A 25,626-nucleotide genomic window follows, 5' to 3' on the forward strand; every position below is an offset into this window, starting at 1 on the left:
TTGTGGCTGGTCGCGCAGTTCCCCGCGCCCCTTGGGGGGCCGACCCGGGCGGGGTTGGGCAGGCTCAGTGTTGTTTTGACCAGGCCCATTTTTGGGTGAGGAGGGTCAGGGTGCCGGCCAGGATGATGCCCAGGAGGTTCAGCAGGAGTTGTTGGGCCGAGCCCCAGGTCTGGGTCATGTCGCCGTAGCTGAGGGCCACCGCCGCGTTCGCCGCTGCCGGGACCGTCGTCACCGAGATCGCCACGCCCACCAGGGCGCCAGACTTCGCCGAGGTCAGGGAGAGGGTGCCGGCGATTCCGGCGAGTACGGCGACGATGAAGGAGAAGGCGTCGGGCGCGTAGACGAAGCCGGTCTGCGGGCGGTCCCCCTCCAGTTGGTCCTCGCTGAACTGGCCCAGCGCGTCCATGAAGAGGCTGAAGCCCACGGTGACCGCCATGGCCACGGCGAAGCCCACCAGGAGCGCGATCAGTGAGCGCAGGGCCAGGCGGGGGGCGCGCTGCACGATCGCCGTGCAGATGCCGGCGAGCGGGCCGAACTCCGGGCCGACCGCCATCGCGCCGACGACGAGGACCGCGTTGTCGAGCACCACGCCGCAGGCCGCGATCATCGTGGCCAGCGTGATGAAGGCGAGGTAGGTGACGGAGAGCGTCGAGTCCTCGTGGGTGGCGTCGGTCAGGTGCTCCCACAGGACCGCGTCCGCGCCTTCGCCGGGGGCCTCTGCCTCGGCCTTGTCCGCGCGCAGGGAGAGCGACAGGTCGATGTTCTCCACGGCGATCGAGCCGGTCTCCTCCAGCCCCAACTCCTGCAGCGCGGACAGGAGTTCGTCGCCGGCCTCGCGGGCCACGTCGCACAGGACGACGTCGCCGGCCGGGTTGCGGGCGGCCTGGGGCAGGACCACGAGGTGGGTGGCCCCGACGGTCCGCTCGATCAGACGGACCACGTCGTCGGTCCGTTCCGCCGGGGTGATGAGGCGCAGGTGCAGCATGGGGGCAGGGTAGTCGTCAGAGTTTGCGCAGGCGCAGCCGCTGGACCTTGTGGTCCGGGCCCTTGCGGACCACGAGGCCGGCCCGGCCGCGGGTGGGGGCGATGTTCTCCACCAGGTTGGGCTTGTTGATGGTGCGCCAGAGTGCGCGGGCGTAGTCGAGGGCCTCCTCCTCGGAGACCTGGGTGTACTTGCGGAAGTACGAGTCCGGGTTCTGGAAGGCGGTCTGACGCAGTTTCCGGAACCGGCTGAGGTACCAGCGCTCGATGTCCTCGGTGCTCGCGTCGACGTACACGCTGAAGTCGAAGTAGTCGGCGAGGCCGACGCGGGTGCGGCCGTCGTTGCCGGGCAGGGCGGGCTGCAGGACGTTCAGGCCCTCGACGATGAGGATGTCGGGGCGGCGGACGGTGAGCTTCCGGTCCGGCATGATGTCGTAGATCAGGTGGGAGTAGACGGGGGCTGTGACCTCGTCTTTTCCTGCCTTGATGTCGGCGACGAAGCGGGTCAGCGCGCGGCGGTCGTAGGACTCGGGGAAGCCCTTGCGGGACATCAGGCCGCGGGCTTCGAGTTCGCGGGTGGGCAGCAGAAAGCCGTCCGTGGTGACCAGTTCCACGCGCGGGTGCTCCGGCCAGCGCGAGAGCAGCGCCTGCAGCAGGCGGGCGACCGTCGACTTGCCGACGGCGACCGATCCGGCGACGCCTATCACGAAGGGGGTGCCGGACTGGGAGCCCTTCTCGCCCAGGAAGGTGTTCAGGGCGCCGCGCAGGCCGTCGGTGGCGCCCACGTAGAGGTTGAGGAGGCGGGAGAGCGGGAGGTAGATGTCCCGCACCTCGTCGAGGTCGATGACGTCGCCCAGGCCGCGCAGCTTCTCGACCTCCTCGGCGGTCAGCGGCAGCGGGGTCTTCTCCCGCAGCGCGCTCCACTCGGATCGGGTGAGGTCGACGTAGGGAGTCGCCTCCGGCCTGTGCCGGTGGGCGCTCCGGGGCATCGGGGAGACCGGAGAGATCACAGTCCATTGTTAACGGAGTTTGAACGCGATGGCGGGTGGGTTCCGTCACGCCGTCGGCGGGCGGCCGCTCGGACGTCCGCCGGGGAGTCCGCTCGGGTCGGCGCGCTGGGCGCGGACGGGCCTCGTGCGGCGGTGGGAATTTCCGGAATCGGGCACGCGGAGGCTCTTTTGGGGCGCGCTTCGGCCGTAGGCTGCCGCGCATGTGCGGAATCGTGGGATACGTGGGGTCTCAGTCGGCGCTCGACGTCGTGATGGCCGGACTGAAGCGGCTGGAGTACCGGGGCTACGACTCGGCGGGCGTCGCCGTGCCGGCCGACGGGGGGCTCGCCGCGGCGAAGAAGGCGGGCAAGCTCGTCAATCTGGAGAAGGAGCTGACGGAGCGGCCCTTGCCGGCCGGGACGACGGGCATCGGGCACACCCGGTGGGCCACGCACGGCGGGCCCACCGACGCCAACGCCCATCCGCACCTCGACAACGCCGGACGCGTCGCCGTCGTGCACAACGGGATCATCGAGAACTTCGCGGAGCTGCGGGCCGAACTGGCCGAGCGGGGACACGAGCTGCTGTCCGAGACCGACACCGAGGCCGTCGCCCATCTGCTCGCCGAGGAGTTCTCCGTGACCTCCGACCTGGCGGAGGCGATGCGGCTGGTGTGCCGACGGCTGGAGGGCGCGTTCACGCTGGTCGCGGTGCACGCCGACGAGCCGGACGTGGTGGTCGGGGCGCGCCGCAACTCGCCGTTGGTGGTGGGCGTCGGCGAGGGCGAGGCCTTTCTCGCCTCGGACGTCGCCGCGTTCATCGCGCACACCCGGTCGGCGATCGAGCTGGGCCAGGACCAGGTGGTGGAGCTGCGCCGGGACGCGGTGACCGTCACCGGGTTCGACGGCCGGCCGGCCCAGGTGCGGTCGTACCACGTCGACTGGGACGCGTCGGCGGCGGAGAAGGGGGGCTACGACTACTTCATGCTGAAGGAGATCGCCGAGCAGCCCAAGGCCGTGGCCGACACCCTGCTGGGACGGATCGACGCCGGCGGTTCGCTGACGCTCGACGAGGTGCGCATCCCGGCGCGGGAGCTGCGCGAGATCGACAAGATCGTCGTCGTCGCCTGCGGAACGGCCTTCCACGCCGGGCTGATCGCCAAGTACGCCATCGAGCACTGGACGCGCATTCCGTGCGAGGTGGAGCTGGCCAGCGAGTTCCGCTACCGGGACCCGATCCTGGACCCGCGCTCGCTGGTCATCGCCATCTCCCAGTCCGGCGAGACGATGGACACGCTGATGGCGCTGCGCCACGCGCGGGACCAGGGGTCGAAGGTGCTCGCCATCTGCAACACCAACGGGTCGACCATCCCCCGTGAGTCGGACGCCGTGCTCTACACGCACGCGGGGCCGGAGGTGGCCGTCGCCTCCACCAAGGCGTTCCTGACCCAGCTGGTGGCGTGCTATCTGGTCGCCCTCTATCTCGGGCAGGTGCGCGGCACCAAGTGGGGGGACGAGATCCGGGCCGTCGTCCGGGACCTGGCGCGGATCTCCGGCGAGGTGGAGCGGGTGCTGGAGACCATGGAGCCGGTGCGGGCGCTGGCCCGGTCGCTGGCCGACAAGGACACCGTGCTGTTCCTCGGCCGGCACGTGGGCTATCCCGTCGCGCTGGAGGGCGCGCTCAAGCTGAAGGAGCTCGCCTACATGCACGCGGAGGGGTTCGCGGCGGGGGAGCTGAAGCACGGGCCGATCGCCCTCATCGAGGAGGACCTGCCCGTGGTGGTGGTCGTGCCGTCGCCGCGCGGCAGGTCCGTCCTGCACGACAAGATCGTCTCCAACATCCAGGAGATCAGGGCGCGGGGGGCGCGGACCATCGTGATCGCGGAGGAGGGGGACGAGGCGGTCGTGCCGTACGCAGACCACCTGGTGCGGATCCCCGCCACGCCGGTGCTGTTGCAGCCGCTGGTGGCGACGGTGCCGTTGCAGGTGTTCGCGTGCGAGCTCGCGACCGCGCGCGGCAACGAGGTGGATCAGCCGCGCAACCTCGCGAAGTCGGTCACCGTGGAGTAGGGGCCGCCGGGGAGTGGACGGCCGGTCGCTCGCCGGGGAGCGAGGGCCGCCGGGGGGAGCGGGGGGCTCGTGCCGTGGGCGTGTGGGGGGCGTTGCGTGGCCGCCCCCCCCACACACACGGCGGCTCAGCTCCGGGTGCGGCGTCTGCGGGCCGTGAACAGCTTCCAGGCGGCGAAGAGCAGCGGCAGTTCCATGATCCAGACGCCGGTGACCGCGTCCCACTCCGGGTCCGCCATCGCGGACTCGTCGGCGGTGATGACCCCGCAGAGCACGCCCCAGGCCGCCGCGAGCAGGGCCACCAGCCAGAAGGCGGCGGTCCAGCCCCGCACCGAGCCGCCGGTGCCGGCCGCCCGGGCCGTCGGGGGCTGCTTGCGCGGCTGCGGGATGTGCTCCGGTTCGCGGGCCGGCATCCGGACGACCGCCTCGCCGGGCACGGCCGCGTCCAGCGCCGCGATGCGGTCCGGCGTGACGCCCTTGTACAGGGTCGGCTCCACGGTGACCGAGAAGCCGTCGTGGCCGGTGAGCGTACGGGCGCCGTCGGGCCGCGTGGTCATCGCCGCGCAGGCGTCGTGGCGGACGGTGACCGGGCCCCTCGGGGTGAGCAGGCTGACGCCCTCCGGGCCGATGACCAGGGTGACGTCCTCGTTCTCCAGGGACTGGTGGCGGGTGCCGGTGACGGCGGCCGTCGAGAACTGCGGGGCGAGGGTGAGGCCCGCCCAGTCGACGCCGCGGCCCGGCGCCTGCAGCAGTGCGTTGTCCCACGCCTGGCGGGCGACCTCGTGCAGGTCCTGCGTCGTCACCGCGTTCAGCTCGGCCCGGTGCTGGTCGGGGGTGAGGAGAGGGTGTCCGAGCAGCAGGCTCAGCGCGTACGAGGGGAGCACCGCGGCGCCGAGGTCGGGGGCGTCGTACACCTTGAGGAGCTTGGCCCGGACGGAGTCCAGCTCGGCCTGCTCGATGCGGCCCGCGCGCAGCCGCGCGAGGGTGTCGACGAAGCCGCCGACGACCGCGTCCTGCTTCTGCGGCAGGGCGTCGGCGTACGCGGTGAGGGTGGCGTACTCGGCGTCGCGCGGACTGTAGTCGGCCTCCGCGGAGTAGGAGTAGCCGCCCTCCTGGCGCAGGTCCTGGAAGAGGGCCCGGCCGAGGACGTCCGCGAAGACGCTGGCCGCGGTGGAGCGGCGCAGCACCGAGGTGAGGACCACGTGTCCGTCGTCGCCGCCGATGTACGCCGGGGTGACGGGCAGGGCGCTGGTCGCGGCCGGGGCGGGAAGGCGGGAGCCCCGCGGGAGGGTCAGGTCCAGGCCCTCGGGGACGCGGTCGCTGGTGATCCACAGCACCGCGTTGTCCCTGGTGAAGCGGGTTTCCGCCCAGTGACGGACCTGATCGCGGGTGAGGCTGAAGGCGCCCAGCTCGCTGTAGCTGGACAGGCCGTAGCTCTGGGCGCCGTACCGCCACAGCGGCATCTGGTGCTGGGGCCCGCCGCCGCGGCCGGCCGCCTCCGTGCGCAGGATCTCCCGCTCGGTCTCCAGCCGCTCCATCGGCAGGTCCCGCAGGCCGGCGCACACGCTGTTCAGGTACTCGACCACCTCCTCCTCGCTGCCGTGCACGTGGAAGAGGGTGTACGCGTTCGCCGTCGCGCCGTTGTAGTGCAGGTCGGAAAGGCCCAGGCGGTGCAGGGCGAGGTGCTCGACGAGGTGGGTGACTCCGGCGGTGGCCAGCGTCTCGTCGGCGCGGCCCACCCGGAAGAAGAGGCCGGCGGTGATCTCCTTGCCGGAGGCGGGGGCGTAGAGGGTGGGCACGCCGTTCGTGGTGGTGTGCGAGACGAGGCCCTCGAGAGCGGCGAGGGCGTCCATGTCGTCCAGGCCGTCGTGCTCGTGCAGGTTCGTGGTCATCGGGCGCCGCCTCCACGGGTTTCCAGTGCGGCCTTGCGGAAGCCGAGGAACGCCGACTTCTGGTCGGGCAGGTACTGCCACGGGTATTCCGTGGCGCGGTCGCCGAGGAAGGCGAAGTGCGGGGCCGCGTCCGCGTAGTGCCCGCCCAGCGAGAAGGCGAACGCGAACGCGCTGTGCGCGCCGACGGTGTTCCAGTCGGGCCGGTGGCCGGGGTGCAGCACGGAGACCTGGGCGGCGAAGCGCAGGTCGTCGCGGACCGGCACGCCGCGCAGGTAGGCGGCGTCCTCGCCGCTCGGCAGGTCCAGCCAGTGCTCGATGTGGGCGAGGGCCACCACGGCGGCGGCGTTCGATCCGTCGGGGGCGCCGGTGGCGCACTCCCGGGCGAAGCCGTGCGCCGCCTCCCAGGATCCGCCCCACTTCGGGCACAGCTGCTGCAGCAGCTGCGTCTGCGCGCGGTAGTGGTGCGGGTGGTGCGCGGACAGCCGGTCGTAGCGGCGGCGCGCCTCTGCCTGCCCCAGCTCCAGACCGCGCGCGGTCGTCAGCCGGACGGTCCAGGCGGGGGCGTAGGAGGGCTGCTCGGCGCAGACCTCGATCAGCAGCTGCTCGGCCCGTCGCAGCCAGTCGTGGAACTGGGTGAACTGGTCCCGCGAGACGTCCTTGGCGCGGGCGCCGCTGCGGATGTCCCAGCCGATGTGCACGTACCGCTCGGCGAGCAGGGTGCGGGGCAGCGGGTCCGCGGGCGATTCGGCCGCCGCCCGCTCCAGGCAGCCCTCGACGCCGGCGGTGTCGGCGAGGAGGGTGGAGGCCGAGGAGATCTTGTCGGCGGAGCCGAGCCCCGCGAAGCAGGCCCGTACGGCCGGCCAGTCCCCCGCCTGCGCGGCGGTGCGCAGCGGGATCAGCTCGGGTGTGTTGTCGTACGGGTCGAACGTCGGCCCCGAAGAGCCCATGAGTCCGCCGTTGGTCATGCTGCTGGTCTTGCTGGTCATGCCCCCCCGCCCCCTGGCGTCGCCTCCGCGGCGCGCGGGCTGGCCCCCCAAGGCGCGCGGCGGTGAAAGTCCGCTGTGAAACTCTGCTGTCGACTTGACGTGATGTGACGCGATCAAGTCGCCGCAGGCTAGCACCAGGCGGTGACACCGAGGCCCTAGGGTGCTCGGCATGAGCATCATCGGGGTCGGTATCGACGTGGCCGAGATCGAGCGCTTCGCGGCGTCCATGCAACGCACGCCCGGGCTCGCCGAGCGGCTGTTCCTGCCGAGCGAGTTGCTGCTGCCGAGCGGGGAGCGCAGGGGTCCGGCCTCGCTGGCGGCCCGGTTCGCGGCGAAGGAGGCCCTGGCCAAGGCGCTCGGGGCCCCGCCCGGGCTGCTGTGGACCGACGCCGAGGTGTACGTCGAGGACAGCGGGCGGCCCCGCTTGCGGGTGCGGGGGAGCGTGGCCGCCCGGGCGGCCGAACTGGGCGTACGGGGATGGCATGTGTCGCTGAGTCACGACGCGGGCGTCGCCTCGGCGGTGGTGGTGGCCGAGGGGTGAGGCGCGGGTGAGACGCGGGTGAGGCGCGCGGGTGCGGCGGCGGGGGAGACCGGGGCAGACTCGACCGTATGCGTACTGCCTACTGCGTCGAGACCGTCCGTCGTGCCGAGCGGGAGCTGATGGCCCGGGTCCCGGAGGGCGCCCTCATGCAACGGGCCGCCGCCGGGCTCGCCGCCGCCTGCGCCGACCTGCTGGGCCGGGTGTACGGACGCCGGATCGTGCTGCTGGTCGGCAGCGGCGACAACGGGGGCGACGCCCTGTACGCCGGGGCGCGGCTCGCCCGGCGCGGGGCGGGGGTGACCGCCGTCCTCCTCGCGCCCGGGCGGACCCATCCCGGGGGGCTGACGGCGGTGCGCCGGGCCGGCGGCACGACCGTGACGCCCGAAGAGGCCGGCGACTTCGTCCGCCGGGCCGACCTGGTGCTCGACGGGATCGTCGGCATCGGCGGCAAGGGCGGTCTGCGGCCGGAGGCGGCGGATCTCGCGGCGCTCGTCGAGCGGGCCGGGGCCCCCGTCGTCGCCGTCGACCTGCCCAGCGGCGTGGACGCGGACACCGGGGAGGTGCACGGGAGCGGGATGCGCGCCGACGTCACCGTCACCTTCGGCACGCACAAGCCGGCACTGCTCGTCGATCCCGCGCGCGCGTACGCCGGTTCGGTGCGGTTCGTCGACATCGGGCTCGGCGACCTGCTGCCCGCCGTGCCGGAGCTTGAGGCGCTGCAGCACGCGGACACGGCCGCCCTGCTGCCGACGCCGGGCGGGGAGAGCGACAAGTACCGGCGGGGCGTCGTCGGGATCGCCGCCGGGTCGGCCCGGTATCCGGGGGCCGCCGTGCTCGCCGTCGCGGGCGCGCTGCGCGGCGGCGCGGGGGCCGTGCGGTACGTCGGACCGGCCGGGGACGCGGTCCTCGCGCGGTTCCCCGAGACGCTCGTGTCGGAGCGGGGGCCCGCGCACGCCGGACGGGTGCAGGCGTGGGTCGTCGGTCCGGGCGCCGGGGACGACGCGGCGACGGTCGCCGAGGTGCTGGCCGCCGAGGTGCCCGTGCTGATCGACGCCGACGGACTGCGGCTGGCGGACGCCGACGCGGTGCGGGGGCGTGCCGCGCCGACGCTGATGACTCCGCACGCCGGGGAGGCGGCCGCGCTGCTGGGCGTGGCACGGGAGCAGGTGGAGGGCGCCCGGCTGGCCTCGGTGCGGGAGCTGGCGGCGCGGTACCGGGCGACGGTGCTGCTGAAGGGGTCGACGACGCTGGTGGCCGACGCGGGCGGCGAGGGCGCGGTCCGGGTCAACGCCACCGGGACGGCGTGGCTCGCCACGGCCGGCAGCGGGGACGTGCTGTCGGGGCTCGCGGGTTCGTTGCTGGCCGCCGGACTGGGGGCGCTGGACGCGGGGAGCGTCGGGGCGTACCTGCACGGCCTGGCGGGCCGGTACGCGGCGGACGGGGCGCCGGCCGGGGCGCACGACGTGGCCGCGGCGATCCCGCGTGCCTGGCGTGACGTGCGCGACTGAGGCGCCCTAAGGAGACCGGGGCGAATGAGGCGACTGCGGTCGTCTCCTGTGCCGGGCCCGGCCGGCGAGGTGTGCCGGTGGCCTGCCCGTGGCCTGCTGGTGGGCGGCGCCGACGGTCCTGTACCGGCCCCGGGCGAGAGCGGCTTCGGGGTGCGCTGCCTGACGGGGCGCCCGGGCGGGGCGCGGGGTGGGGCGTCGGCCCGGTGCCGGGAACGTCGTCCGGCCGCTCTGCGACACTGGGCGCGATGAGTGAGACTGCCAAGCCGCCCGCCGCCCCGCTGCGCGCACACGCCGAGATCGACCTGGCCGCGCTGCGGGCCAACGTGCGTAGCCTGCGCGCCAAGGCGCCGGGCGCGGCGTTCATGGCCGTGGTGAAGGCGGACGGATACGGACACGGCGCCGCCCCCTGCGCCCGCGCCGCCGTCGAGGCGGGCGCCGCCTGGGTCGGCGCCGCCACGCCCGAGGAGGCCCTCGCGCTGCGCGCGCACGCCGGACTGCCCGCGGACGTCCGGATCATGTGCTGGCTGTGGACGCCGGGCGGGCCCTGGCGGGAGGCCGTCGAGGCCGGTCTCGACGTGTCGCTGAGCGGGCTCTGGGCGCTGCGGGAGGCCGTCGACGGCGCCCGGGCCGCCGGGCGGGCCGCCCGGGTGCAGCTCAAGGCCGACACCGGGCTCGGACGCAACGGATGCCAGCCCGCCGACTGGCCCGAGCTCGTCGGGGAGGCGCTGCGCGCCGAGCGCGAGGGACTGGTGCGGATCACCGGCCTCTGGTCGCACCTCGCCTGCGCCGACGAGCCCGGGCACCCCTCCGTCGCCGCCCAGGTCGAACGGTTCCGCGAGATGACGGCGTACGCCGAGCGGCAGGGCGCCCGGCCCGAGGTACGGCACATCGCCAACTCCCCGGCCACGCTCACCCTTCCGGAGACCCACTTCGACCTGGTCCGCCCCGGGGTCGCGATGTACGGCCTCTCGCCCGGCCCCGAGCTGGGCTCCGCCGCCGACCTCGGACTGCGGCCGGTGATGACCCTCTCGGCGTCGCTGGCCCTGGTGAAGCACGTCCCCGGCGGGCACGGCGTGAGCTACGGCCACCACTACGTCACCCCGGGCGAGACGACGCTCGGACTGGTGCCCCTCGGGTACGCCGACGGCGTGCCCCGGCACGCCTCCGGGACCGGCCCGGTGCTGGTGGGCGGCAAGTGGCGGACGGCCGCCGGCCGCATCGCGATGGACCAGTTCGTCGTCGACCTCGGCGGGGACGATCCGGGCCCCGGCGCGGAGGCGGTCCTCTTCGGACCGGGCGACCGCGGCGAACCGACGGCGCAGGACTGGGCGCAGGCGGCCGGAACCATCGGGTACGAGATCGTCACGCGCATCGGATCGCGCGTTCCCCGCGTCTATGTGAATGAGTGAGCGGACCGGGTAACCCGCAGTCAGTGCACGGACATCGGCCCAGGAGGAGCGGCACGTGAGCGAGAGCAGCGCGGAGGCGGTGGCGAGCGCCGCCACGGCGGTCGCCGCCGCCTCCGCGACGGGGGCGGCAGGAGGGTGGCGCCGGGCGACCGGCATCGCGGGCGCCGCGATAGGCGTGATCGCCGCGGGCGCCGCGGCCGGCGTCGCCCTGGAGCGGATGACCGTGGGGCGGGGCATGCGGGCCAAGGCCCGGCTGGCGCTCGACTCGGCGGGACCGTACGGCGGGCTGCGCGGCGCCCCGGGCAAGGCGTACGCCGACGACGGCACCGAGCTGTACTACGAGGTCGACGACGTCGAGCCGCAGGGCGGCCCGGCGAACCGGCGGCGCAGGCTCTTCGGGCGCAAGGCGCCGCTGCCCGTCACCGTCGTCTTCAGTCACGGCTACTGCCTCAACCAGGACTCCTGGCACTTCCAGCGGGCGGCCCTGCGGGGCGTCGTGCGGACCGTGCACTGGGACCAGCGCAGTCACGGCAGGTCCGGACGCGGCAACGCCCAGACCCACGACGGCGTGCCGGTCACCATCGACCAGCTGGGACGCGATCTGCGGGCCGTCGTCGACGCGGCCGTGCCGGAGGGGCCGATCGTGCTGGTCGGGCATTCCATGGGCGGGATGACGGTGATGGCCCTGGCCGCCCTGTACCCCGAGCTGATCCGCGAGCGGGTCGTCGCCACCGCGTTCGTCGGCACGTCGTCCGGGCGGCTCGGCGAGGTCAACTTCGGACTGCCGGTCGCCGGCGTGAACGCGGTCCGGCGGGTGCTGCCGGGCGTGCTGCGGGCGCTCGGGCAGCAGGCGGCCCTGGTGGAGAAGGGGCGCCGGGCGACCGCCGATCTGTTCGCCGGGATCATCAAGCGGTACTCGTTCGCGTCCCGTGACGTGGACCCGGCGGTGGCGCGGTTCGCCGAGCGGATGATCGAGAGCACGCCGATCGACGTGGTCGCCGAGTTCTACCCGGCCTTCACCGACCACGACAAGACCGAGGCGCTCGCCTGTTTCACGGACATGCCGGTGCTGGTGCTGGCCGGCATCGGGGACCTGGTGACGCCGAGCGAGCACAGCGAGGCGATCGCCGACATGCTGCCGGACGCCGAACTGGTCCTCGTCCCCGACGCCGGGCACCTCGTGATGCTGGAGCACCCGGAAGTGGTCACCGACCGCCTCGCCGACCTGCTCACCCGCGCGGGCGCCGTGCCGGCAGGGGCTACCGTGGGAGGTTATGGAGACACCAGCAGCGCCGCACCACCCGGCTGACCTTCGGATCACCGTCAATTCCCCCGAGCAGATGCGGGACTTCGGCCGTCGACTGGCCAAGGTGCTGCGCGCCGGCGATCTCGTGATGCTGAGCGGGGAGCTCGGGGCGGGCAAGACGACGCTCACCCGCGGGCTCGGCGAGGGGCTGGGGGTCCGGGGCGCGGTCACCTCCCCGACGTTCGTGATCGCCCGGGTGCACCCGGCGCTCGGGGACGGTCCGCCGCTGGTCCACGTCGACGCGTACCGCCTGGGCGGCGGGCTCGACGAGATGGAGGACCTCGACCTCGACGTGTCGCTGCCCGAGTCGGTGATCGTCGTGGAGTGGGGCGAGGGCAAGGTCGAGGAACTGACCGACGACCGGCTCCAGATCCGCATTCACCGCGCGGTCGGCGACACGGACGACGAGGTGCGGCATGTGACGGTGTCGGCGCTCGGGCGGCGATGGGCCTCCGCGGACCTCGGCGTGCTGTCGGCCTGACGTGCTCCGGACCGCCTTGGGGGACGGCCCGGGGGAGTGCCGGCCCGGGCCCTGCTGCCGGCCCCGGGGTGTGCTCCGGTCGGGGCGCCGCCGTGCCGGGGTGCGCCGGTCGGACGGGTCCGACGTGACGCGGTGAAGGTTCCGACAACGTGTCGGCAAAATGTTGCGTTCCGTGTCGGGGGCGTGGTCACATGGTATCAAGTTCGTAGTTAGGTCTACCTAACCGCGCCCGCCCCCGAACCGCAGGAGGCGTCCATGCCGGCCACCGATCCCCCGCCCCGGCCGCCGCGTCCCCTCGCGCCCGCCCCCGCCGTGTCCATGCGCGATCTGCTGGCCTCGTGCGCGGCCGCCGAAGCCGTCTCGACCCCTCCGCGGCTGCCCGACCCCGCCCCGGCCAAGAAGCCGGACCGACGCCGCCGGGCGGCCTGACGCGCCATCGGACGGTGCGACGCGGACCGGCTCGGACGAGGGGGCCTACCGGACCACCTCGACCGGTCGGCCGATGGTCGCGAACGCCCACATCGCGTCGCCGTCGGCGACGCTCTGCCGGATGCCGCCCGTCTGCACCCTCGGGTCGCGCTCGGGCGGAGAGCCGTCCAGGGCCGCGCTGAAGCCGATCGTCACGCCGTCCGCCTCGGCGAACCGCACGACGTGCTCGACCGGGGCGCCGTCGGTGCCGGTGATCGCACCCGACCGGGAGCGGACCGCGTAGCTGCCCGGCAGCGGGTCCACACTGCCGGGGGCGACCTTGAACGTGCGGTTGACGTGACCGTCCGCGCCGACCAGCCACACCCGGTCGGCCGCCAGCGCGTACACCACCCGCTCGCCTGCGCCCGAGCCGTCGGGCAGCGCCGTGGAGGCGATGGGGCCGGGAGCCTTCGCCGCCTTCGCGGGCGCGCTGCCGCGACGCGGCTCGGCCGGGTCGTCAGGCGCGTTCGCGGACGCCTGGAACGCGAGGAACCCGACCGTCGCCAGGGCGGCCGCGGTGAGCCCGGCCACGAAAGTCGAGCTGCTGCTGGGCACCGGTGACCACCTCGTCCGTCCTGCGCCCGTTCCGGGCCTCTTCCGCGTTCTGTCCCGTACGTGATGTACGTCATGTTTCGCGGCGACGTTAGCAGCCGTCACGGCTCCGTCCGGGACGGCGGTGTCGGGGGCACGGGAGCCGTAGGCTGTTTGCGTGCTCTTGCTCGCTCTGGATACCGCCACCCCCGCCGTCACCGTCGCCCTGCACGACGGCACGGACGTCATCGCCTCCTCGAGTCAGGTGGACGCGCGCCGGCACGGCGAGCTGCTGCTGCCGGCCGTCGACCGGCTGCTCGCCGGCGCCGGGCTCGCGCTCGACGCCGTCACCGGGATCGTCGTCGGCGTCGGCCCCGGCCCCTACACGGGGCTGAGAGTCGGTCTGATGACCGCCGACACCTTCGGGATGGCGCTCGGCGTCCCCGTGCACGGCCTGTGCACCCTCGACGGCCTCGCCTACGCCTCCGACCTCGAAGGGCCCTTCGTGGTGGCGACCGACGCCCGCCGCAAGGAGGTCTACTGGGCGCGCTACGCCGACTCCCGCACCCGGGTGTCGGGCCCCGCCGTGGACCGGCCCGCCGACATCGCCGACGCGGTGGCCGGGCTGCCCGCCGTCGGCGCGGGCGCACTGCTCTACCCGGACGCGTTCCCCCACGCGCACGAGCCCGAGCACGTCTCCGCGGCGGCCCTCGCGAGTCTCGCGGCGGAGCGGCTGGCCGCGGGCGTGGAACTGCCCGCGCCACGGCCCCTGTACCTGCGCCGGCCGGACGCCCAGGTGCCTAAGAACTACAAGGTGGTCACCCCCAAGTGACCGAATCCGTCGACCTCGTGCTGCGCGAGATGCGCTGGTGGGACATCGAGCGCGTGCTCGAACTCGAGAAGGACCTCTTCCCCGAGGACGCCTGGTCCCGGGGCATGTTCTGGTCCGACCTGGCCCACGCCCGCGGCCCGGAGGCGACCCGGCGCTATCTCGTCGCGGTCGACGCGTCCGCGGGCGACCGGATCGTCGGGTACGCGGGCCTGGCCGCCGCCGGGGACGTCGCCGACGTCCAGACCATCGCCGTCGCCCGCGACCAGTGGGGCACCGGCCTCGGCGGTCGGCTGCTGACGGAGCTGCTGAGCGCGGCGACCGCGTTCGAGTGCGCCGAGGTCCTGCTCGAGTGCCGCATCGACAACGTCCGCGCCCAGAAGCTCTACGAGCGCTTCGGGTTCGAGGCCATCGGGTTCCGGCGCGGCTACTACCAGCCGGGCAACGTGGACGCCCTGGTGATGCGCCTCACCGACCCATCGACATCCGCAGCGGGAACACAGGGAAACGAGACCAATGGCTGACGAACCCCTCGTTCTGGGGATCGAGACCTCCTGCGACGAGACCGGCGTCGGCGTCGTGCGCGGCACGACCCTGCTGGCCGACGCGATCGCCTCCAGCGTCGACGAGCACGCCCGCTTCGGCGGCGTCGTGCCGGAGGTGGCGTCCAGGGCCCACCTGGAGGCGATGGTCCCGACCATCGAGCGTGCGCTGAAGGACGCGGGGGTGAGCGCGAAGGACCTCGACGGCATCGCGGTCACCGCGGGTCCGGGGCTCGCCGGCGCGCTGCTGGTCGGCGTCTCGGCGGCGAAGGCCTACGCCTACGCCCTCGGCAAGCCGCTCTACGGCGTCAACCACCTCGCCTCGCACATCTGCGTGGACCAGCTGGAGCACGGCTCCCTGCCCGAGCCGACGATGGCGCTGCTGGTGTCCGGCGGACACTCCTCCCTGCTGCTGTCCACCGACATCACCTCCGACGTCCGTCCGCTGGGCGCGACCATCGACGACGCGGCGGGCGAGGCCTTCGACAAGATCGCCCGGGTGCTGAACCTGGGCTTCCCGGGCGGCCCGGTCATCGACCGCTACGCCCGTGAGGGCGACCCGACGGCGATCGCGTTCCCCCGCGGTCTGACCGGTCCGCGCGACCCGGCGTACGACTTCTCCTTCTCCGGTCTGAAGACGTCGGTCGCCCGCTGGATCGAGGCCAGGCGGGCGGCGGGCGAGGAGGTCCCGGTGCGCGACGTGGCGGCCTCCTTCCAGGAGGCGGTCGTGGACGTCCTGACCCGCAAGGCCGTCCGGGCCTGCAAGGACGAGGGCGTCGACCACCTGATGATCGGCGGCGGCGTGGCCGCCAACTCCCGGCTGCGGGCCCTCGCCCAGGAGCGCTGCGAAGCCGCCGGGATCCGGCTGCGCGTGCCGCGCCCCAAGCTGTGCACGGACAACGGCGCGATGGTGGCGGCGCTGGGCGCGGAGATGGTCGCCCGGGGCCGGGCCGCGTCCGGCTGGGACCTGTCCGCGGACTCGTCGCTGCCGGTGACCGACCCGCACGTGCCCGATCGGAGCGCCGGGCACGGCCACGGTCACGACCATGTGCACGAGGTCGCCAAGGACAACCTGTACTCATGACCGTCGCGCTGATGTGGGAGGCCCGGGCGGCGGCCGGCCGGGGCGGGGAACTGCTGCGGTGGGCGCAGGAGCAGGCGCGGCGGCTCGCGCCGGGGCCCCTGCGCTGCGAGACCTTCCGGGCTCCGCAGGACCGGGTGCTCGTCATCACCTGGTGGGACGCCGGATACGACGACGCCGGCCTGCCCGAACTTCCGGATCCGGACGGCGGGTTGACGGCCAGGGCGGTGCACCGCTGGCGGTTCGAGGCGGTGCCGGACCGGCCCTGAGCGGTCAGGGCTCGCCGGTCTCGCTTTTCGGGGCGGGCTTCGGCAGGGCTCTTGCGAGGAACCCTAGGCGTTCACGCCTGGGAGGAATCGCATCGTGTGGTGGCGACCGGGAGCGTCGCACTGTCCGGGGGTTCGGGCGCGGAGCACCGGGCAGGGCTGCCCTGCGGAGCCGGGAGGTGGGAACACGCGGGCGACCGGTCACCGCACAGGGGATGCCTGTACGGAAGTGGCGCGTTTGTGCGGGCTGCTGCGTGGGGTCGGGTCCCGTGAAGCTCATCGTGCAGGTCAAGCTGCACGTCATGCGCACAGCATCTCCCCGTCGGCGGATCCGGTGCACCGCCCGTGCCGACGTGGGACGCCGGGGGCCGCACCCGCCGGGGGCGCACTCCGGCGGGTTCGAGGAGGTCCGTCCCGCAGGCTCAGTCGCGCGAGACCTCCGCCTCGCAGCGCAGTCGCCGCCCCGCCCCCGTCTCGCGCACCGGCCCGGTGAGCCGCAGCCGTGCCGTGGCCCGCACGTCGGCGCTGGAGGCGCCCAACCGCAGTTCCACATCGCCGGGTTCGACCACCCGCCGGCCCGCGCGGTCGGTGAAGGCGGACAGGTCGGCGTGGAAGCGGAAGGTCACGCGGGCGGCTTCGGCGGCGGCCAGCTCCAGCCGCTGGTAGCCGATCAGCCGCACGTCGGGGCGGGTCACCTCGGCCACCGGGTCGTGCAGATACAGCTGGACGACCTCCGCGCCCGCCCGGTCACCGGTGTTGCGGACGGTGACGGAGACGTCGTACGAGCCGTCCGTGCCGATCTCCGCGTCCGGACCGGTGAAGGACTCCCAGCTGAACTCCGTGTACGAGCGTCCGTGTCCGAAGGGGTACAGCGGCGTCGGGTCCAGGCTGCTGACCTGGCCCGCCAGGCCGAGCGGCGGCTGCAGATACGTCCACGGCTGACCGCCCGGCACGCGCGGCACGCTCACCGGCAGCCGGCCCGAGGGGTTCACCCGGCCCGACAGCACTCCGGCCACCGCCGGACCGCCCTCCTCGCCGGGGAAGAACGCCTGGACGGCCGCCCCCAGCCGCCCGTGCCAGCGGCCCAGTGCGTACGGGCGGCCGGTGAGCAGCACCAGGACGACCGGGACGCCCGTCGCCACCAGCGCGTCCAGCAGGGCGCCCTGGACGCCGGGCAGGCTCAGGTCGGCGACGTCGCAGCCCTCGCCGGACGTGCCCCGCCCGAACAGGCCCGCCCGGTCGCCGAGGACGGCCACGCAGACGTCCGCCTCGGACGCGCGCGCGATGGCCTCCGTGAAGCCGGACGGGTCCGGGTCCGAGACCCCGCAGCCCTCCGTGAACGTCACCTTCGCGTCGGGGAGCTCGGCCCGCAGGGACTCCAGGAGCGTCGGGATGTCGATGCCGGTCTCCACCCCGGGGTGGTGGGGCAGGACATGGGACGGGAAGGAGTAGCAGCCGAGCATCGCCAGCGCGTCCGCCGCCCGCGGCCCGATCACGGCCACCCGGGCGTCGGGGGAGAGCGGGAGCAGGCCGTCGGGGTTGTCGAGCAGGACCACCGACTCCTCCGCCAGCCGGCGGGCCAGCGCGCGGTTCCCGGGCGGGTCGAGGTCCACCGACTCGGGCACGTGCGGCTGCCAGTCCTCGTCCAGCAGGCCCAGTTCGCACTTCTGCAGCAGGACGCGGCGCGCGGCCCTGTCGACCAGCTCCTCCGGAACCTCGCCCGCGCGGACGGCGCCGGCCAGCGCCTCGCCGTAGTACTTCACGGTGGGCAGCTCGACGTCGATGCCGGCGTCCAGCGCCAGCCGGGCCGCCTCGACGGGGGTGCCGGCCACCCGGTGCAGGGTCTGCAGGAAGCCGATGCCGAAGTAGTCGGCGACGACCGTGCCGGTGAAACCCCACTCCTCCCGGAGCAGACCGGTCAGCAGCTCGGGGTCGGCGGAGGCCGGGACGCCGTCGCGTTCGGTGTAGGCCGCCATCACCGAGCGGGCGCCGCCCTCGCGCAGCGCCATCTCGAACGGGGGCAGGGTGACGTCCGCGAATTCGCGGACGCCCGCCCGCACCGGCGCCAGGTTGCGCGCGCCCGCCGAGGAGGCGTACCCGGCGAAGTGCTTGAGGGTGGCGACGACCCCGGCGGACTCCAGTCCGCGGACGTAGGCCGTGCCGACCGTGCCGACCAGATACGGGTCCTCGCCGATCGTCTCCTCGACTCGCCCCCAGCGCGGATCGCGGACGACGTCCAGGACCGGGGCGAGGCCCTGGTGGACGCCCATCGCGCGCAGGTCCCGGCCGATCGCCCGCCCCACCTCCTCGACCAGCGGCGGGTCGAAGGCCGCGCCCCAGGCCAGCGGCACCGGATAGGCGGTGGCCCGCCAGGCGGTGAATCCGGCCAGGCACTCCTCGTGGGCGACCGCCGGGATGCCGAAGCGGCCGGCGGCGACGATCCGCCGCTGGGCGCCGGCCAGTGCGCGGGCGCCGAGCGCCGGCTCCACGGGCGCGGTGCCGAAGGAGCGGGTCAGCTGGCCGAGCCCCCGGGTGATCAGCTCGTCGAAGTCGTAGTCGGCGGTCATGTCGTGCTGGTGCGGGGCGACTCCCTCGCCGTCCGTCGCGGCGCCGACCCACACGCCGTACAGCTGGGCGGTCTTCTCCTCGAGCGTCATCCGGCCGAGGAGGTCGTCGACGCGGGCCGCGGCGGTCAGGGCGGGGTCACGCCAGGGGGCGGTGGTCATGAAACTCCTGTCAGAGGTCGGTGAGCCACCAGGGGGAGGGTGCGCCCTGGAATCCTGTGGAGCGTCCGGCAGGGCGGGCGTCCTGTCGAATGTTTCGATGCGTATTCCGAATGTTCCGGGAACCTATGGCGTCGGCATGGGTTCGTCAAGAGGTCGCGTGACGATACGATCGCCGCCATGACACCCTCGGAGCCCACAGAAACGCGGACAGAAGCGCGGCCGACGCAGACCGCGACGCTCGCGGAGATCGCCCGCGAGGCCGGCGTGTCGGCACCGACTGTTTCGAAGGTCCTCAACGGCCGCGCCGACGTCGCCCCCGCCACCCGCACGCGCGTCGAAGAGCTGCTGCGCACCCACGGCTACCGGCGCCGCCGCGCGGAGGCGACCCGCTCCCCCCTGATCGACCTGGTCTTCCACGAGCTGGAGAGCGCCTGGGCGATGGAGGTCATCCGGGGCGTGGAGAACGTGGCCCGCGACGCCGGCCTGAGCGTGGTGCTCAGTGAGAGCGCCGGACGGCTGACCCCCGGGCGGACCTGGGCCGACCAGGTCGCCGCCCGCCGTCCGCACGGCGTGGTGCTGGTGCTGTCCGGGCTCGACGAGTCCCAGCGGGCCCTGCTGACCAGCCGCTCCATCCCGTTCGTCGTGATGGACCCGGCGGGCGACCCGGGCGCGGACGTGCCCTCCATCGGGGCGACCAACTGGCAGGGCGGCCTCGCCGCCACCCGGCACCTGGTGGAGCTGGGGCACCGCCGGATCGGCGCGATCAGCGGCCCGCCGCAGATGATGTGCAGCCGGGCCCGGATCGACGGCTACCGGGCCGCCCTGGAGACCGCCGGGCTGCCGGTCGAGCCGGGGCTGATCAAGACCGGCGACTTCCACCACGAGACCGGGTACCGGCTGGGCCGTGAGCTGCTCGACCGCCCGGACCGGCCCACCGCCGTCTTCGCCGGCAACGACCTCCAGGCGCTCGGCTGCTACGAGGCCGCCCGTGAACTGGGCCTGCGCATCCCGGAGGACGTGAGCGTGGTCGGCTTCGACGACCTTCCGGTCGCCCGCTGGGTCGGCCCGCCGCTGACGACGGTGCGCCAGCCGCTGACCGAGATGGCCGAGGCGGCGGCCCGGCTGGTCCTCGAACTGGGCCGGTCGGCGTCGCGGGAGGCCCCGACGGCGACGCGGGTGGAGCTGGCCACCAGCCTCGTGGTGCGGACGAGCACGGGTGCGCCGCCTGTGGCCGGAAGTTGACGTATTGACGGGTGTGCGGGACGCCTCCACACTCCACCGAAGTCAATCGGTTGAACAACCGAAACTTTCGGAGGCACCTGCCATGAGATCCTCCAGAACCTCTCAAACCTCTCAGACCTCTCGAACCTCACCCGGGTCGTTCTCGCCGAAGGCCCGCCTCGCCGCCCTGGTCACCGGCGCAGCCGCGGCGGCGGCCCTGCTCGTCGCCGCTCCCGTCTCGCACGCCGCCGACGCCCCGCTGCGCGACCTCGGGGCCGCCAAGGGCAAGGTCGTCGGCACCGCCGTCACCGGCTCCAAGCTCACCGGCGTCTACGGTGACGTCGCCGGGGCGCAGTTCTCCTCGCTGACCCCGGGCAACGCCATGAAGTGGGCCTCGGTGGAGCCTGCGCAGGGCGTCTTCAACTGGGCCGAGGCGGACCAGATCGTGGCGTTCGCCCAGGCCCACGACCAGCAGGTGCGCGGCCACACCCTGGTCTGGCACAGCCAGAACCCGAACTGGCTGACGAACGGCAGCTGGACCTCCGCCCAGCTCACCACCCTGCTCCAGAACCACATCAGCACCGAAGTGGGCCGCTACAAGGGCAAGCTCGCTGCCTGGGACGTCGTCAACGAGCCCTTCAACGAGGACGGCACGTACCGCCCGACCCTCTGGTACAACGGCCTCGGCCCCGACTACATCGCCAACGCCCTGACCTGGGCGAAGGCCGCCGACCCGGCCGCCAAGCTCTACGTCAACGACTACAACGTCGAGGGCGTCAACGCGAAGTCGACCGCCCTGTACAACCTGGTCAAGTCGCTGAAGGAGCGGGGCGTCCCGATCGACGGGGTCGGGCTGCAGGCGCATCTGATCCTGGGTCAGATGCCGTCCACGTTCCAGCAGAACATCCAGCGCTTCGCCGACCTCGGCGTGGACGTGGCGATCACCGAGCTGGACATCCGGATGCCCCTGCCCGCCGACAGCGCCAAGCTCGCGCAGCAGAAGGCCGACTACAAGGCGGTCACCGCCGCCTGCGCCGCCGTCACACGATGCGTCAACCTCACCGTCTGGGGCTTCACCGACTCCGACTCCTGGGTGGAGAGCACCTTCCCGGGCGAGGGCGCGGCGACCCCGTACGACGCGAACTACGCGCCCAAACCGGCGTACCACGGAATCTCCGAGGCGCTCGGCGGCACGACCACGCCCGCGCCGACCGGCAAGTGCACGGCCGCCTACGGCGTCGGCAGCCAGTGGAACACCGGGTTCACCGGGAACGTGACGATCTCCTGCTCGGGCGCCTCGCTGTCGTCCTGGAAGGTGACCTGGACCTATGGCGCGGGGCAGCAGATCACCCAGGCCTGGAACGCCGTCTGCACCCAGTCGGGGGCGGCCGTGTCGTGCGCGAACGCCTCGTACAACGGGACGGTCCCGGACGGCGGTTCGGTGAGCTTCGGGTTCAACGCGAACTGGAGCGGGAGCAATCCGGCGCCCACGGTGACACTGGGCTGACACGTCGGTGAATCCCGCCCTAACACTCTTCTCATATTTCGGACGTACGTTCTTCGTGTGACGGGACTCGGAGAGCGCGGCGGAACCGGCAGGAAAGCGGGCCGGCGGTCGAGAGCGCTGAAGGCCGCCGGCCTCACCCTGGCCGCCGTCCTGGCGGTGGGCGCCGGGGCGGCTGGCTGGGCCTACCGGCACCTCGACGGCAACATCAAGAGCGTCGACATCGACAACGCGCTCGGCGACGACCGCCCGCCGAAGGCGGTCACGACCCCCTCGGCCCCGGCGTCCGCCTCCCCGACGCCCACCGAGGCCGTGAACCTCCTCGTGCTGGGCTCGGACTCGCGCAGCGGCGCGGCGAACCAGGCGCTCGGCGGCGGCGACAGCACCGGCGCCCGCTCCGACACGGCGATGGTCGTGCACATCGACGCCGGCCGGACGACGGCCACCGTCGTCAGCATCCCGCGCGACACCCTCGTCACCCGGCCCTCCTGCCCGCTGCCGGGCGGCGGCTCGACGGCGACGGCGTACGGCGCGATGTTCAACACCGCCTACGCGGTCGGCGGCCCCGCGTGCGCCGTCAAGACGGTGGAGTCGATCACCGGCATCCGCATGGACCACTACGTCGAGGTCGACTTCTCCGGCTTCGCCAGGCTCGTGGACGCGCTCGGCGGGGTCACCGTCACCACCGACGTGGACATCGACGACAAGGACAGCCGCCTGCACCTCGCGGCCGGCGTCCACCATCTGGACGGCGCCGGGGCCCTCGCCCTGGCCCGTACCCGGCACGGCATAGGAGACGGCAGCGACCTCGGCCGTATCGGCCTCCAGCAGACACTGGTGAAGGCCCTGCTGGAGCGAATCGCCTCCACCGACCTCCTCTCCAGCCCGACCCGGCTGTACGAGGTCGCCGACGCGGCCACCGGCAGCCTGACCACCGACACCGGTCTGAACTCGCTCGCCGAGCTGACGGAATTCGGCCGGAGCCTGAAGGGCCTGTCCGCCCAGCACGTCCGCACGGTCACCATGCCCGTGGCGCCGGCCCCCTCCGACCACAACCGGGTGGTCGCGCTGGAGCCGGCGGCGAGTGCGCTGTGGAAGTCGCTGAAATAAATTCCGGTGACGGTGTCGATCCGGCCCGCCGCCGTTCGACGCAGGGGGGAGAGGCCGGGAAGGACCCGGCTCACCGCACCCGAGGAGTCACCATGCCCCGCTACCTGTCGCTCGTGAAGATCGACGAGGCCACCGCCCCCGCCGAGGGCCCCAGCCCGGAGCTGATGCAGCGGATGGGCGAACTGATCGAGGAGGTCACCAAGGCCGGCGTCATGCTGGAGACCGCCGGGCTGACGCCGTCCGCGCAGGGCGTCCGCGCGCACTGGGAGGGCGGGAAGATCACCCTCACCGACGGGCCCTTCACCGAGGCCAGGGAGGTCGTCGGCGGCTACGCGATCATGCAGTGCAAGGACATGGCCGAGGCCGTCGAATGGACGAAGCGGTTCCTGAAGGTGCACGAGGAGCACTGGACGGTGACCTGCGAGGTGCGGGAAATCGCGGAAGGCTGAGCGTTCTTGGCCTGAACGGGCGCCGGGTGTTCGATGGTGAGCTGTGGAACGACAGCCCGCCCCGGACCCCGGCCCGCCCTCACGCCCCCGTACGCCCCCTGACTCCGACGGCGCCCCTGACTCCGGAGGCGTCCCGGTCTCCGGCGGCGCCCCGCCTTCGCGCGAGAGCCCGGACGTCCGTCCGGACCGCCCGGACGCCGGTACCGCCCGGGACGCCAGCACCGGCCCGGACCCCCGTACCGCCCCGGATGCCCGTGCGGCCATCGAGACCGTCTTCCGTCTGGAGTCCCCCCGTGTCATCGCCGTCGTAGCCCGGCTCGTGCGGGACGTCGGCGTCGCCGAGGAACTGGCGCAGGACGCCCTGGTCGCCGCGCTGGAGCAGTGGCCGCGCGACGGAGTGCCGGACCGTCCCGGCGCCTGGCTGACCACCACCGCCCGGCGCCGTGCCGTCGACCTCATCCGCCGGCGTGAGAGCCACTCCCGCAAGCTCCAGGAGATCGGCCGCGACCTGGAGACCGCCACGGCGCCGCCCCAGGAGCCCGCCGACCCCGACGACATCGACGACGACCTGCTCCGGCTCGTCTTCACCGCCTGCCATCCGGTGCTCTCCGCCGAGGCCCGCATCGCCCTCACCCTGCGTCTGCTGGGCGGCTTGAGCACACCCGAGATCGCCCGCGCCTTCCTGGTCCCCGAGTCGACGGTCGCCCAGCGGGTCGTGCGCGCCAAGAAGACCCTGGCCACCAGGAACGTGCCCTTCGAGGTGCCCTACGGCCCCGACCGGGAGGCCCGGCTCGGCTCCGTCCTCGACGTCATCTACCTGATCTTCAACGAGGGGTACGCAGCCACCGCCGGCGACGACTGGCTGCGCCCGGCGCTGTGCGAGGACGCCCTGCGGCTGGGCCGGCAGTTGGCGGCGCTGATGCCGAAAGAGCCCGAGGTCCACGGCCTCGTCTCGCTGCTGGAGTTCCAGGCGTCCCGGACGGCCGCCCGCACCGCCCCCGACGGCACGCCCGTCCTGCTGAAGGACCAGGACCGCCGCCGCTGGAACCGCATGCTGATCGCGCGCGGCATCACCGCCCTCGACCGGGCCCGGAGCGTGGCGGGGGGCGGGGCCCCGGGGCCGTACGCCCTCCAGGCGGCCATCGCGGCCTGTCACGCCCACGCGTACACGTACGACCAGACCGACTGGGCGGGCATCGCCACCCTGTACGGGGTGCTGGCGGCCCGCTTCCCCTCCCCGGTGGTCGAGTTGAACCGGGCGGTCGCCGTCTCGATGACCGATGGCCCGGCGGCCGCCCTGGTCATCGTCGACGCGCTGACGGCCGAACCGGCCCTGCGCGAGTACCACTTGCTGCCGAGCGTCCGCGCCGACCTGCTGTCCCGCCTCGGCCGCACCGCGGAGGCCCGTGCCGAGTTCGAACGGGCGGCGGCGCTGACGGCCAGCGCACGCGAACGGCGACTGCTCCTGCACAGGGCCGCATCGTCGGACTGACGCCCGCGCGGGCCGCCGCGGACCGCCGAGGGATGACTCATGGCCGACCGGCGTCAGGCGGTGGCGGGCTTCCCGATCAGCATGGTCGGGGCGCCCGCCACTCGTGTGAGGAACACCGTCGCCGCCTCGGAACCGTGCGGCTTGGGAAGCACCTTCTTCCGCAGCTCCTCCGGCTCCACCGCCGACCCCCGCTTCTTCACGGTCAGGACTCCGACCTCCCGCTCCCGCAACAGCGCCTTCAACTTCTTGACGCCGAACGGGAGTTGATCGGTGATCTCGTAGGCGGCGGCGTACGGGGTCGGGCGGAGGGCGTCCGCGGTGACGTAGGCGATCGTCTCGTCGACGAGCCCTCCGTCGAGCTCCCTGGCCACGTCGGCGACCAGATGCGCCCGGATGACCGCGCCGTCCGGCTCGTACAGATACCGCCCGACCGGCCGGACGTCAGGGTCGGGCAGGCCGGCGCCGACCAGGGTGCGCGGTCCCGGCAACAGGGTCGCCCGGACGGTCCCCGGCTCGGTCCCGAACCACAGCACCGCCTCCTTCACGTCCCCGCCGTCCGAGATCCACTCGGCCTCGGCCTCGGCGGGGATCGCCTCGTGCGGCACCCCGGGCGCGATCTTGAGGGCGGCGCGCGGGGCGGCGAGCGCGGCGGCGACCGCCCACGACAGGGGAGGCGAGTACGCCTCGGGATCGAAGATGCGCCCCCGGCCGCCCCGGCGCGCGGGATCCACGAAGACCGCGTCGTAGCCGCCGGCGTCCACCTCGGTGACGTCCGCCTCCCGCACCTCGATCAGCTCGCTCAGCCCGAGCGCCTCGGCGTTCGCACGCGCCGCCTCGGCGGCCGCCGGGTCCCGGTCCACGGCCAGCACCCGGATCCCGGCGCGGGCGAGGGCGATCGCGTCCCCGCCGATCCCGCAGCACAGGTCGGCGACGGAGGTCACCCCGAGCGCCTTCATCCGGTCGGCCCGGTAGCCTGCGACGCTCGCCCGCGTCGACTGCTCCACGCCGTTCGGCGTGAAGAACATCCGCTCCGCGTCCCGCGCCCCGAACTTCACCGCCGCCCGCTGCCGCAGCCGGGCCTGGCCGAGGGCCGCGGAGACCAGGTCGGCCGGATGCTCGCGGCGGAGCCGGGTGGCGACGGCGAGTTCGTCGGCGGGGGCGGTGCCGCGCACCGCGTCGAGGAGGGCGCGGCCCTCGGGAGTGCGCAGGGGGGCGAGGTCGTTCACCGGGCCATTGTGGGCCAGTCGG

The 25,626-nt window shown here is 73.8% G+C and carries 23 protein-coding genes; 16 read left to right on the forward strand and 7 right to left on the reverse strand.

Annotated elements, in window-relative coordinates:
• Nucleotides 1–64 precede the first annotated feature (64 nt).
• Nucleotides 65–985 (reverse strand): DUF389 domain-containing protein, encoded by a 921-nt coding sequence (locus tag ABT300_RS00810; RefSeq protein WP_351670027.1) that lies wholly within the window; start codon nt 983–985, stop codon nt 65–67.
• Between the two features lie 16 nt (nt 986–1,001).
• Complete coding sequence (gene coaA / locus ABT300_RS00815; protein WP_351670030.1) at nt 1,002–1,970, reverse strand: type I pantothenate kinase; 969 nt, start codon at nt 1,968–1,970, stop codon at nt 1,002–1,004.
• Nucleotides 1,971–2,191: 221 nt separating this feature from the next.
• Here coaA and glmS point away from each other — a divergent pair, with 221 nt between their 5' ends.
• Nucleotides 2,192–4,039: a glutamine--fructose-6-phosphate transaminase (isomerizing) gene (glmS, locus tag ABT300_RS00820; RefSeq protein WP_351670033.1), complete on the forward strand. Its 1,848-nt coding sequence runs from the start codon at nt 2,192–2,194 to the stop codon at nt 4,037–4,039.
• Nucleotides 4,040–4,164: 125 nt separating this feature from the next.
• Here the strand turns inward: glmS and ABT300_RS00825 are convergent, their stop codons facing one another.
• Both ABT300_RS00825 and ABT300_RS00830 read right to left on the reverse strand, forming a co-directional pair.
• Nucleotides 4,165–5,928 (reverse strand): M16 family metallopeptidase, encoded by a 1,764-nt coding sequence (locus ABT300_RS00825; protein WP_351670036.1) that lies wholly within the window; start codon nt 5,926–5,928, stop codon nt 4,165–4,167.
• Entirely contained in the window at nt 5,925–6,914 is a 990-nt protein-coding gene (locus ABT300_RS00830; RefSeq protein ID WP_351670039.1) for a hypothetical protein, read from the reverse strand. The genes ABT300_RS00825 and ABT300_RS00830 overlap by 4 nt, the downstream gene beginning before the upstream one ends.
• 169 nt (nt 6,915–7,083) lie before the next feature.
• Between ABT300_RS00830 and ABT300_RS00835 the strand changes: the two genes are divergently transcribed.
• From ABT300_RS00835 to ABT300_RS00860, 6 genes are all read left to right on the forward strand, one after another.
• Nucleotides 7,084–7,455, forward strand: a complete 372-nt coding sequence (locus ABT300_RS00835) for a holo-ACP synthase (protein ID WP_351670042.1) — start codon at nt 7,084–7,086, stop codon at nt 7,453–7,455.
• 68 nt (nt 7,456–7,523) lie between these two features.
• Nucleotides 7,524–8,963, forward strand: coding sequence for an NAD(P)H-hydrate dehydratase (locus tag ABT300_RS00840; RefSeq protein ID WP_351670045.1), 1,440 nt, complete (start codon nt 7,524–7,526; stop codon nt 8,961–8,963).
• Between the two features lie 245 nt (nt 8,964–9,208).
• Complete coding sequence (gene alr / locus ABT300_RS00845; protein WP_351670048.1) at nt 9,209–10,372, forward strand: alanine racemase; 1,164 nt, start codon at nt 9,209–9,211, stop codon at nt 10,370–10,372.
• A 55-nt stretch (nt 10,373–10,427) separates the two neighbouring features.
• Nucleotides 10,428–11,681 carry an alpha/beta fold hydrolase gene (locus tag ABT300_RS00850; protein ID WP_351670051.1) on the forward strand — a complete coding sequence of 418 codons (1,254 nt, stop codon included), beginning with the start codon at nt 10,428–10,430 and terminating at the stop codon, nt 11,679–11,681.
• Complete coding sequence (tsaE, locus tag ABT300_RS00855; RefSeq protein WP_057584656.1) at nt 11,647–12,159, forward strand: tRNA (adenosine(37)-N6)-threonylcarbamoyltransferase complex ATPase subunit type 1 TsaE; 513 nt, start codon at nt 11,647–11,649, stop codon at nt 12,157–12,159. The genes ABT300_RS00850 and tsaE overlap by 35 nt, the downstream gene beginning before the upstream one ends.
• A gap of 255 nt (nt 12,160–12,414) precedes the next feature.
• A complete protein-coding gene (locus tag ABT300_RS00860; RefSeq protein ID WP_351670054.1) occupies nt 12,415–12,588 on the forward strand; it encodes a hypothetical protein in 174 nt (57 codons plus the stop codon).
• Nucleotides 12,589–12,633: 45 nt separating this feature from the next.
• On the opposite strand, the gene ABT300_RS00865 is transcribed toward ABT300_RS00860, so the two are convergent.
• Complete coding sequence (locus ABT300_RS00865; protein ID WP_351670057.1) at nt 12,634–13,182, reverse strand: hypothetical protein; 549 nt, start codon at nt 13,180–13,182, stop codon at nt 12,634–12,636.
• A 154-nt stretch (nt 13,183–13,336) separates the two neighbouring features.
• Here ABT300_RS00865 and tsaB point away from each other — a divergent pair, with 154 nt between their 5' ends.
• The 4 genes from tsaB to ABT300_RS00885 are packed head-to-tail and all read left to right on the forward strand — an operon-like array spanning nt 13,337 to nt 15,879.
• A complete protein-coding gene (tsaB, locus tag ABT300_RS00870; protein ID WP_351670060.1) occupies nt 13,337–13,990 on the forward strand; it encodes a tRNA (adenosine(37)-N6)-threonylcarbamoyltransferase complex dimerization subunit type 1 TsaB in 654 nt (217 codons plus the stop codon).
• Nucleotides 13,987–14,511, forward strand: coding sequence for a ribosomal protein S18-alanine N-acetyltransferase (gene rimI / locus ABT300_RS00875; RefSeq protein ID WP_351670063.1), 525 nt, complete (start codon nt 13,987–13,989; stop codon nt 14,509–14,511). Before tsaB ends, rimI begins: the two co-directional genes overlap by 4 nt.
• Nucleotides 14,504–15,613: a tRNA (adenosine(37)-N6)-threonylcarbamoyltransferase complex transferase subunit TsaD gene (gene tsaD / locus ABT300_RS00880; RefSeq protein ID WP_351670066.1), complete on the forward strand. Its 1,110-nt coding sequence runs from the start codon at nt 14,504–14,506 to the stop codon at nt 15,611–15,613. The genes rimI and tsaD overlap by 8 nt, the downstream gene beginning before the upstream one ends.
• A complete protein-coding gene (locus tag ABT300_RS00885) occupies nt 15,610–15,879 on the forward strand; it encodes a hypothetical protein (RefSeq protein WP_351670069.1) in 270 nt (89 codons plus the stop codon). Before tsaD ends, ABT300_RS00885 begins: the two co-directional genes overlap by 4 nt.
• A gap of 419 nt (nt 15,880–16,298) precedes the next feature.
• Here the strand turns inward: ABT300_RS00885 and ABT300_RS00890 are convergent, their stop codons facing one another.
• Entirely contained in the window at nt 16,299–18,602 is a 2,304-nt protein-coding gene (locus ABT300_RS00890) for a beta-xylosidase/alpha-l-arabinosidase (protein WP_351670072.1), read from the reverse strand.
• A gap of 177 nt (nt 18,603–18,779) precedes the next feature.
• On the opposite strand from ABT300_RS00890, the gene ABT300_RS00895 reads away from it, so the two are divergent.
• From ABT300_RS00895 to ABT300_RS00915, 5 genes are all read left to right on the forward strand, one after another.
• Nucleotides 18,780–19,844 carry a LacI family DNA-binding transcriptional regulator gene (locus ABT300_RS00895; protein WP_351670075.1) on the forward strand — a complete coding sequence of 355 codons (1,065 nt, stop codon included), beginning with the start codon at nt 18,780–18,782 and terminating at the stop codon, nt 19,842–19,844.
• 82 nt (nt 19,845–19,926) lie between these two features.
• A complete protein-coding gene (locus ABT300_RS00900) occupies nt 19,927–21,330 on the forward strand; it encodes a glycoside hydrolase family 10 protein (RefSeq protein WP_351670078.1) in 1,404 nt (467 codons plus the stop codon).
• Between the two features lie 57 nt (nt 21,331–21,387).
• Entirely contained in the window at nt 21,388–22,437 is a 1,050-nt protein-coding gene (locus ABT300_RS00905; protein WP_351670081.1) for an LCP family protein, read from the forward strand.
• Nucleotides 22,438–22,529: 92 nt separating this feature from the next.
• Nucleotides 22,530–22,886 (forward strand): YciI family protein, encoded by a 357-nt coding sequence (locus ABT300_RS00910; protein ID WP_351670084.1) that lies wholly within the window; start codon nt 22,530–22,532, stop codon nt 22,884–22,886.
• 262 nt (nt 22,887–23,148) lie between these two features.
• Nucleotides 23,149–24,378: an RNA polymerase sigma factor gene (locus tag ABT300_RS00915; protein ID WP_351670253.1), complete on the forward strand. Its 1,230-nt coding sequence runs from the start codon at nt 23,149–23,151 to the stop codon at nt 24,376–24,378.
• Nucleotides 24,379–24,431: 53 nt separating this feature from the next.
• On the opposite strand, the gene ABT300_RS00920 is transcribed toward ABT300_RS00915, so the two are convergent.
• Entirely contained in the window at nt 24,432–25,604 is a 1,173-nt protein-coding gene (locus ABT300_RS00920) for a THUMP-like domain-containing protein (RefSeq protein WP_351670087.1), read from the reverse strand.
• Nucleotides 25,605–25,626: the final 22 nt, after the last annotated feature.

Origin of the sequence: Streptomyces sp. NPDC001027, assembly GCF_040299045.1 — a bacterium.
GTDB lineage: Bacteria > Actinomycetota > Actinomycetes > Streptomycetales > Streptomycetaceae > Streptomyces.

Bases quoted from the DNA above. Each gene is read 5' to 3' on its own strand.
- ABT300_RS00810 (WP_351670027.1), bottom strand. From the start codon at position 985: ATGCTGCACCTGCGCCTCATCACCCCGGCGGAACGGACCGACGACGTG.
- coaA (WP_351670030.1), bottom strand. From the start codon at position 1,970: ATGCCCCGGAGCGCCCACCGGCACAGGCCGGAGGCGACTCCCTACGTC.
- glmS (WP_351670033.1), top strand. From the start codon at position 2,192: ATGTGCGGAATCGTGGGATACGTGGGGTCTCAGTCGGCGCTCGACGTC.
- ABT300_RS00825 (WP_351670036.1), bottom strand. From the start codon at position 5,928: ATGACCACGAACCTGCACGAGCACGACGGCCTGGACGACATGGACGCC.
- ABT300_RS00830 (WP_351670039.1), bottom strand. From the start codon at position 6,914: ATGACCAGCAAGACCAGCAGCATGACCAACGGCGGACTCATGGGCTCT.
- ABT300_RS00835 (WP_351670042.1), top strand. From the start codon at position 7,084: ATGAGCATCATCGGGGTCGGTATCGACGTGGCCGAGATCGAGCGCTTC.
- ABT300_RS00840 (WP_351670045.1), top strand. From the start codon at position 7,524: ATGCGTACTGCCTACTGCGTCGAGACCGTCCGTCGTGCCGAGCGGGAG.
- alr (WP_351670048.1), top strand. From the start codon at position 9,209: ATGAGTGAGACTGCCAAGCCGCCCGCCGCCCCGCTGCGCGCACACGCC.
- tsaE (WP_057584656.1), top strand. From the start codon at position 11,647: ATGGAGACACCAGCAGCGCCGCACCACCCGGCTGACCTTCGGATCACC.
- ABT300_RS00860 (WP_351670054.1), top strand. From the start codon at position 12,415: ATGCCGGCCACCGATCCCCCGCCCCGGCCGCCGCGTCCCCTCGCGCCC.
- tsaD (WP_351670066.1), top strand. From the start codon at position 14,504: ATGGCTGACGAACCCCTCGTTCTGGGGATCGAGACCTCCTGCGACGAG.
- ABT300_RS00885 (WP_351670069.1), top strand. From the start codon at position 15,610: ATGACCGTCGCGCTGATGTGGGAGGCCCGGGCGGCGGCCGGCCGGGGC.
- ABT300_RS00890 (WP_351670072.1), bottom strand. From the start codon at position 18,602: ATGACCACCGCCCCCTGGCGTGACCCCGCCCTGACCGCCGCGGCCCGC.
- ABT300_RS00895 (WP_351670075.1), top strand. From the start codon at position 18,780: ATGACACCCTCGGAGCCCACAGAAACGCGGACAGAAGCGCGGCCGACG.
- ABT300_RS00900 (WP_351670078.1), top strand. From the start codon at position 19,927: ATGAGATCCTCCAGAACCTCTCAAACCTCTCAGACCTCTCGAACCTCA.
- ABT300_RS00910 (WP_351670084.1), top strand. From the start codon at position 22,530: ATGCCCCGCTACCTGTCGCTCGTGAAGATCGACGAGGCCACCGCCCCC.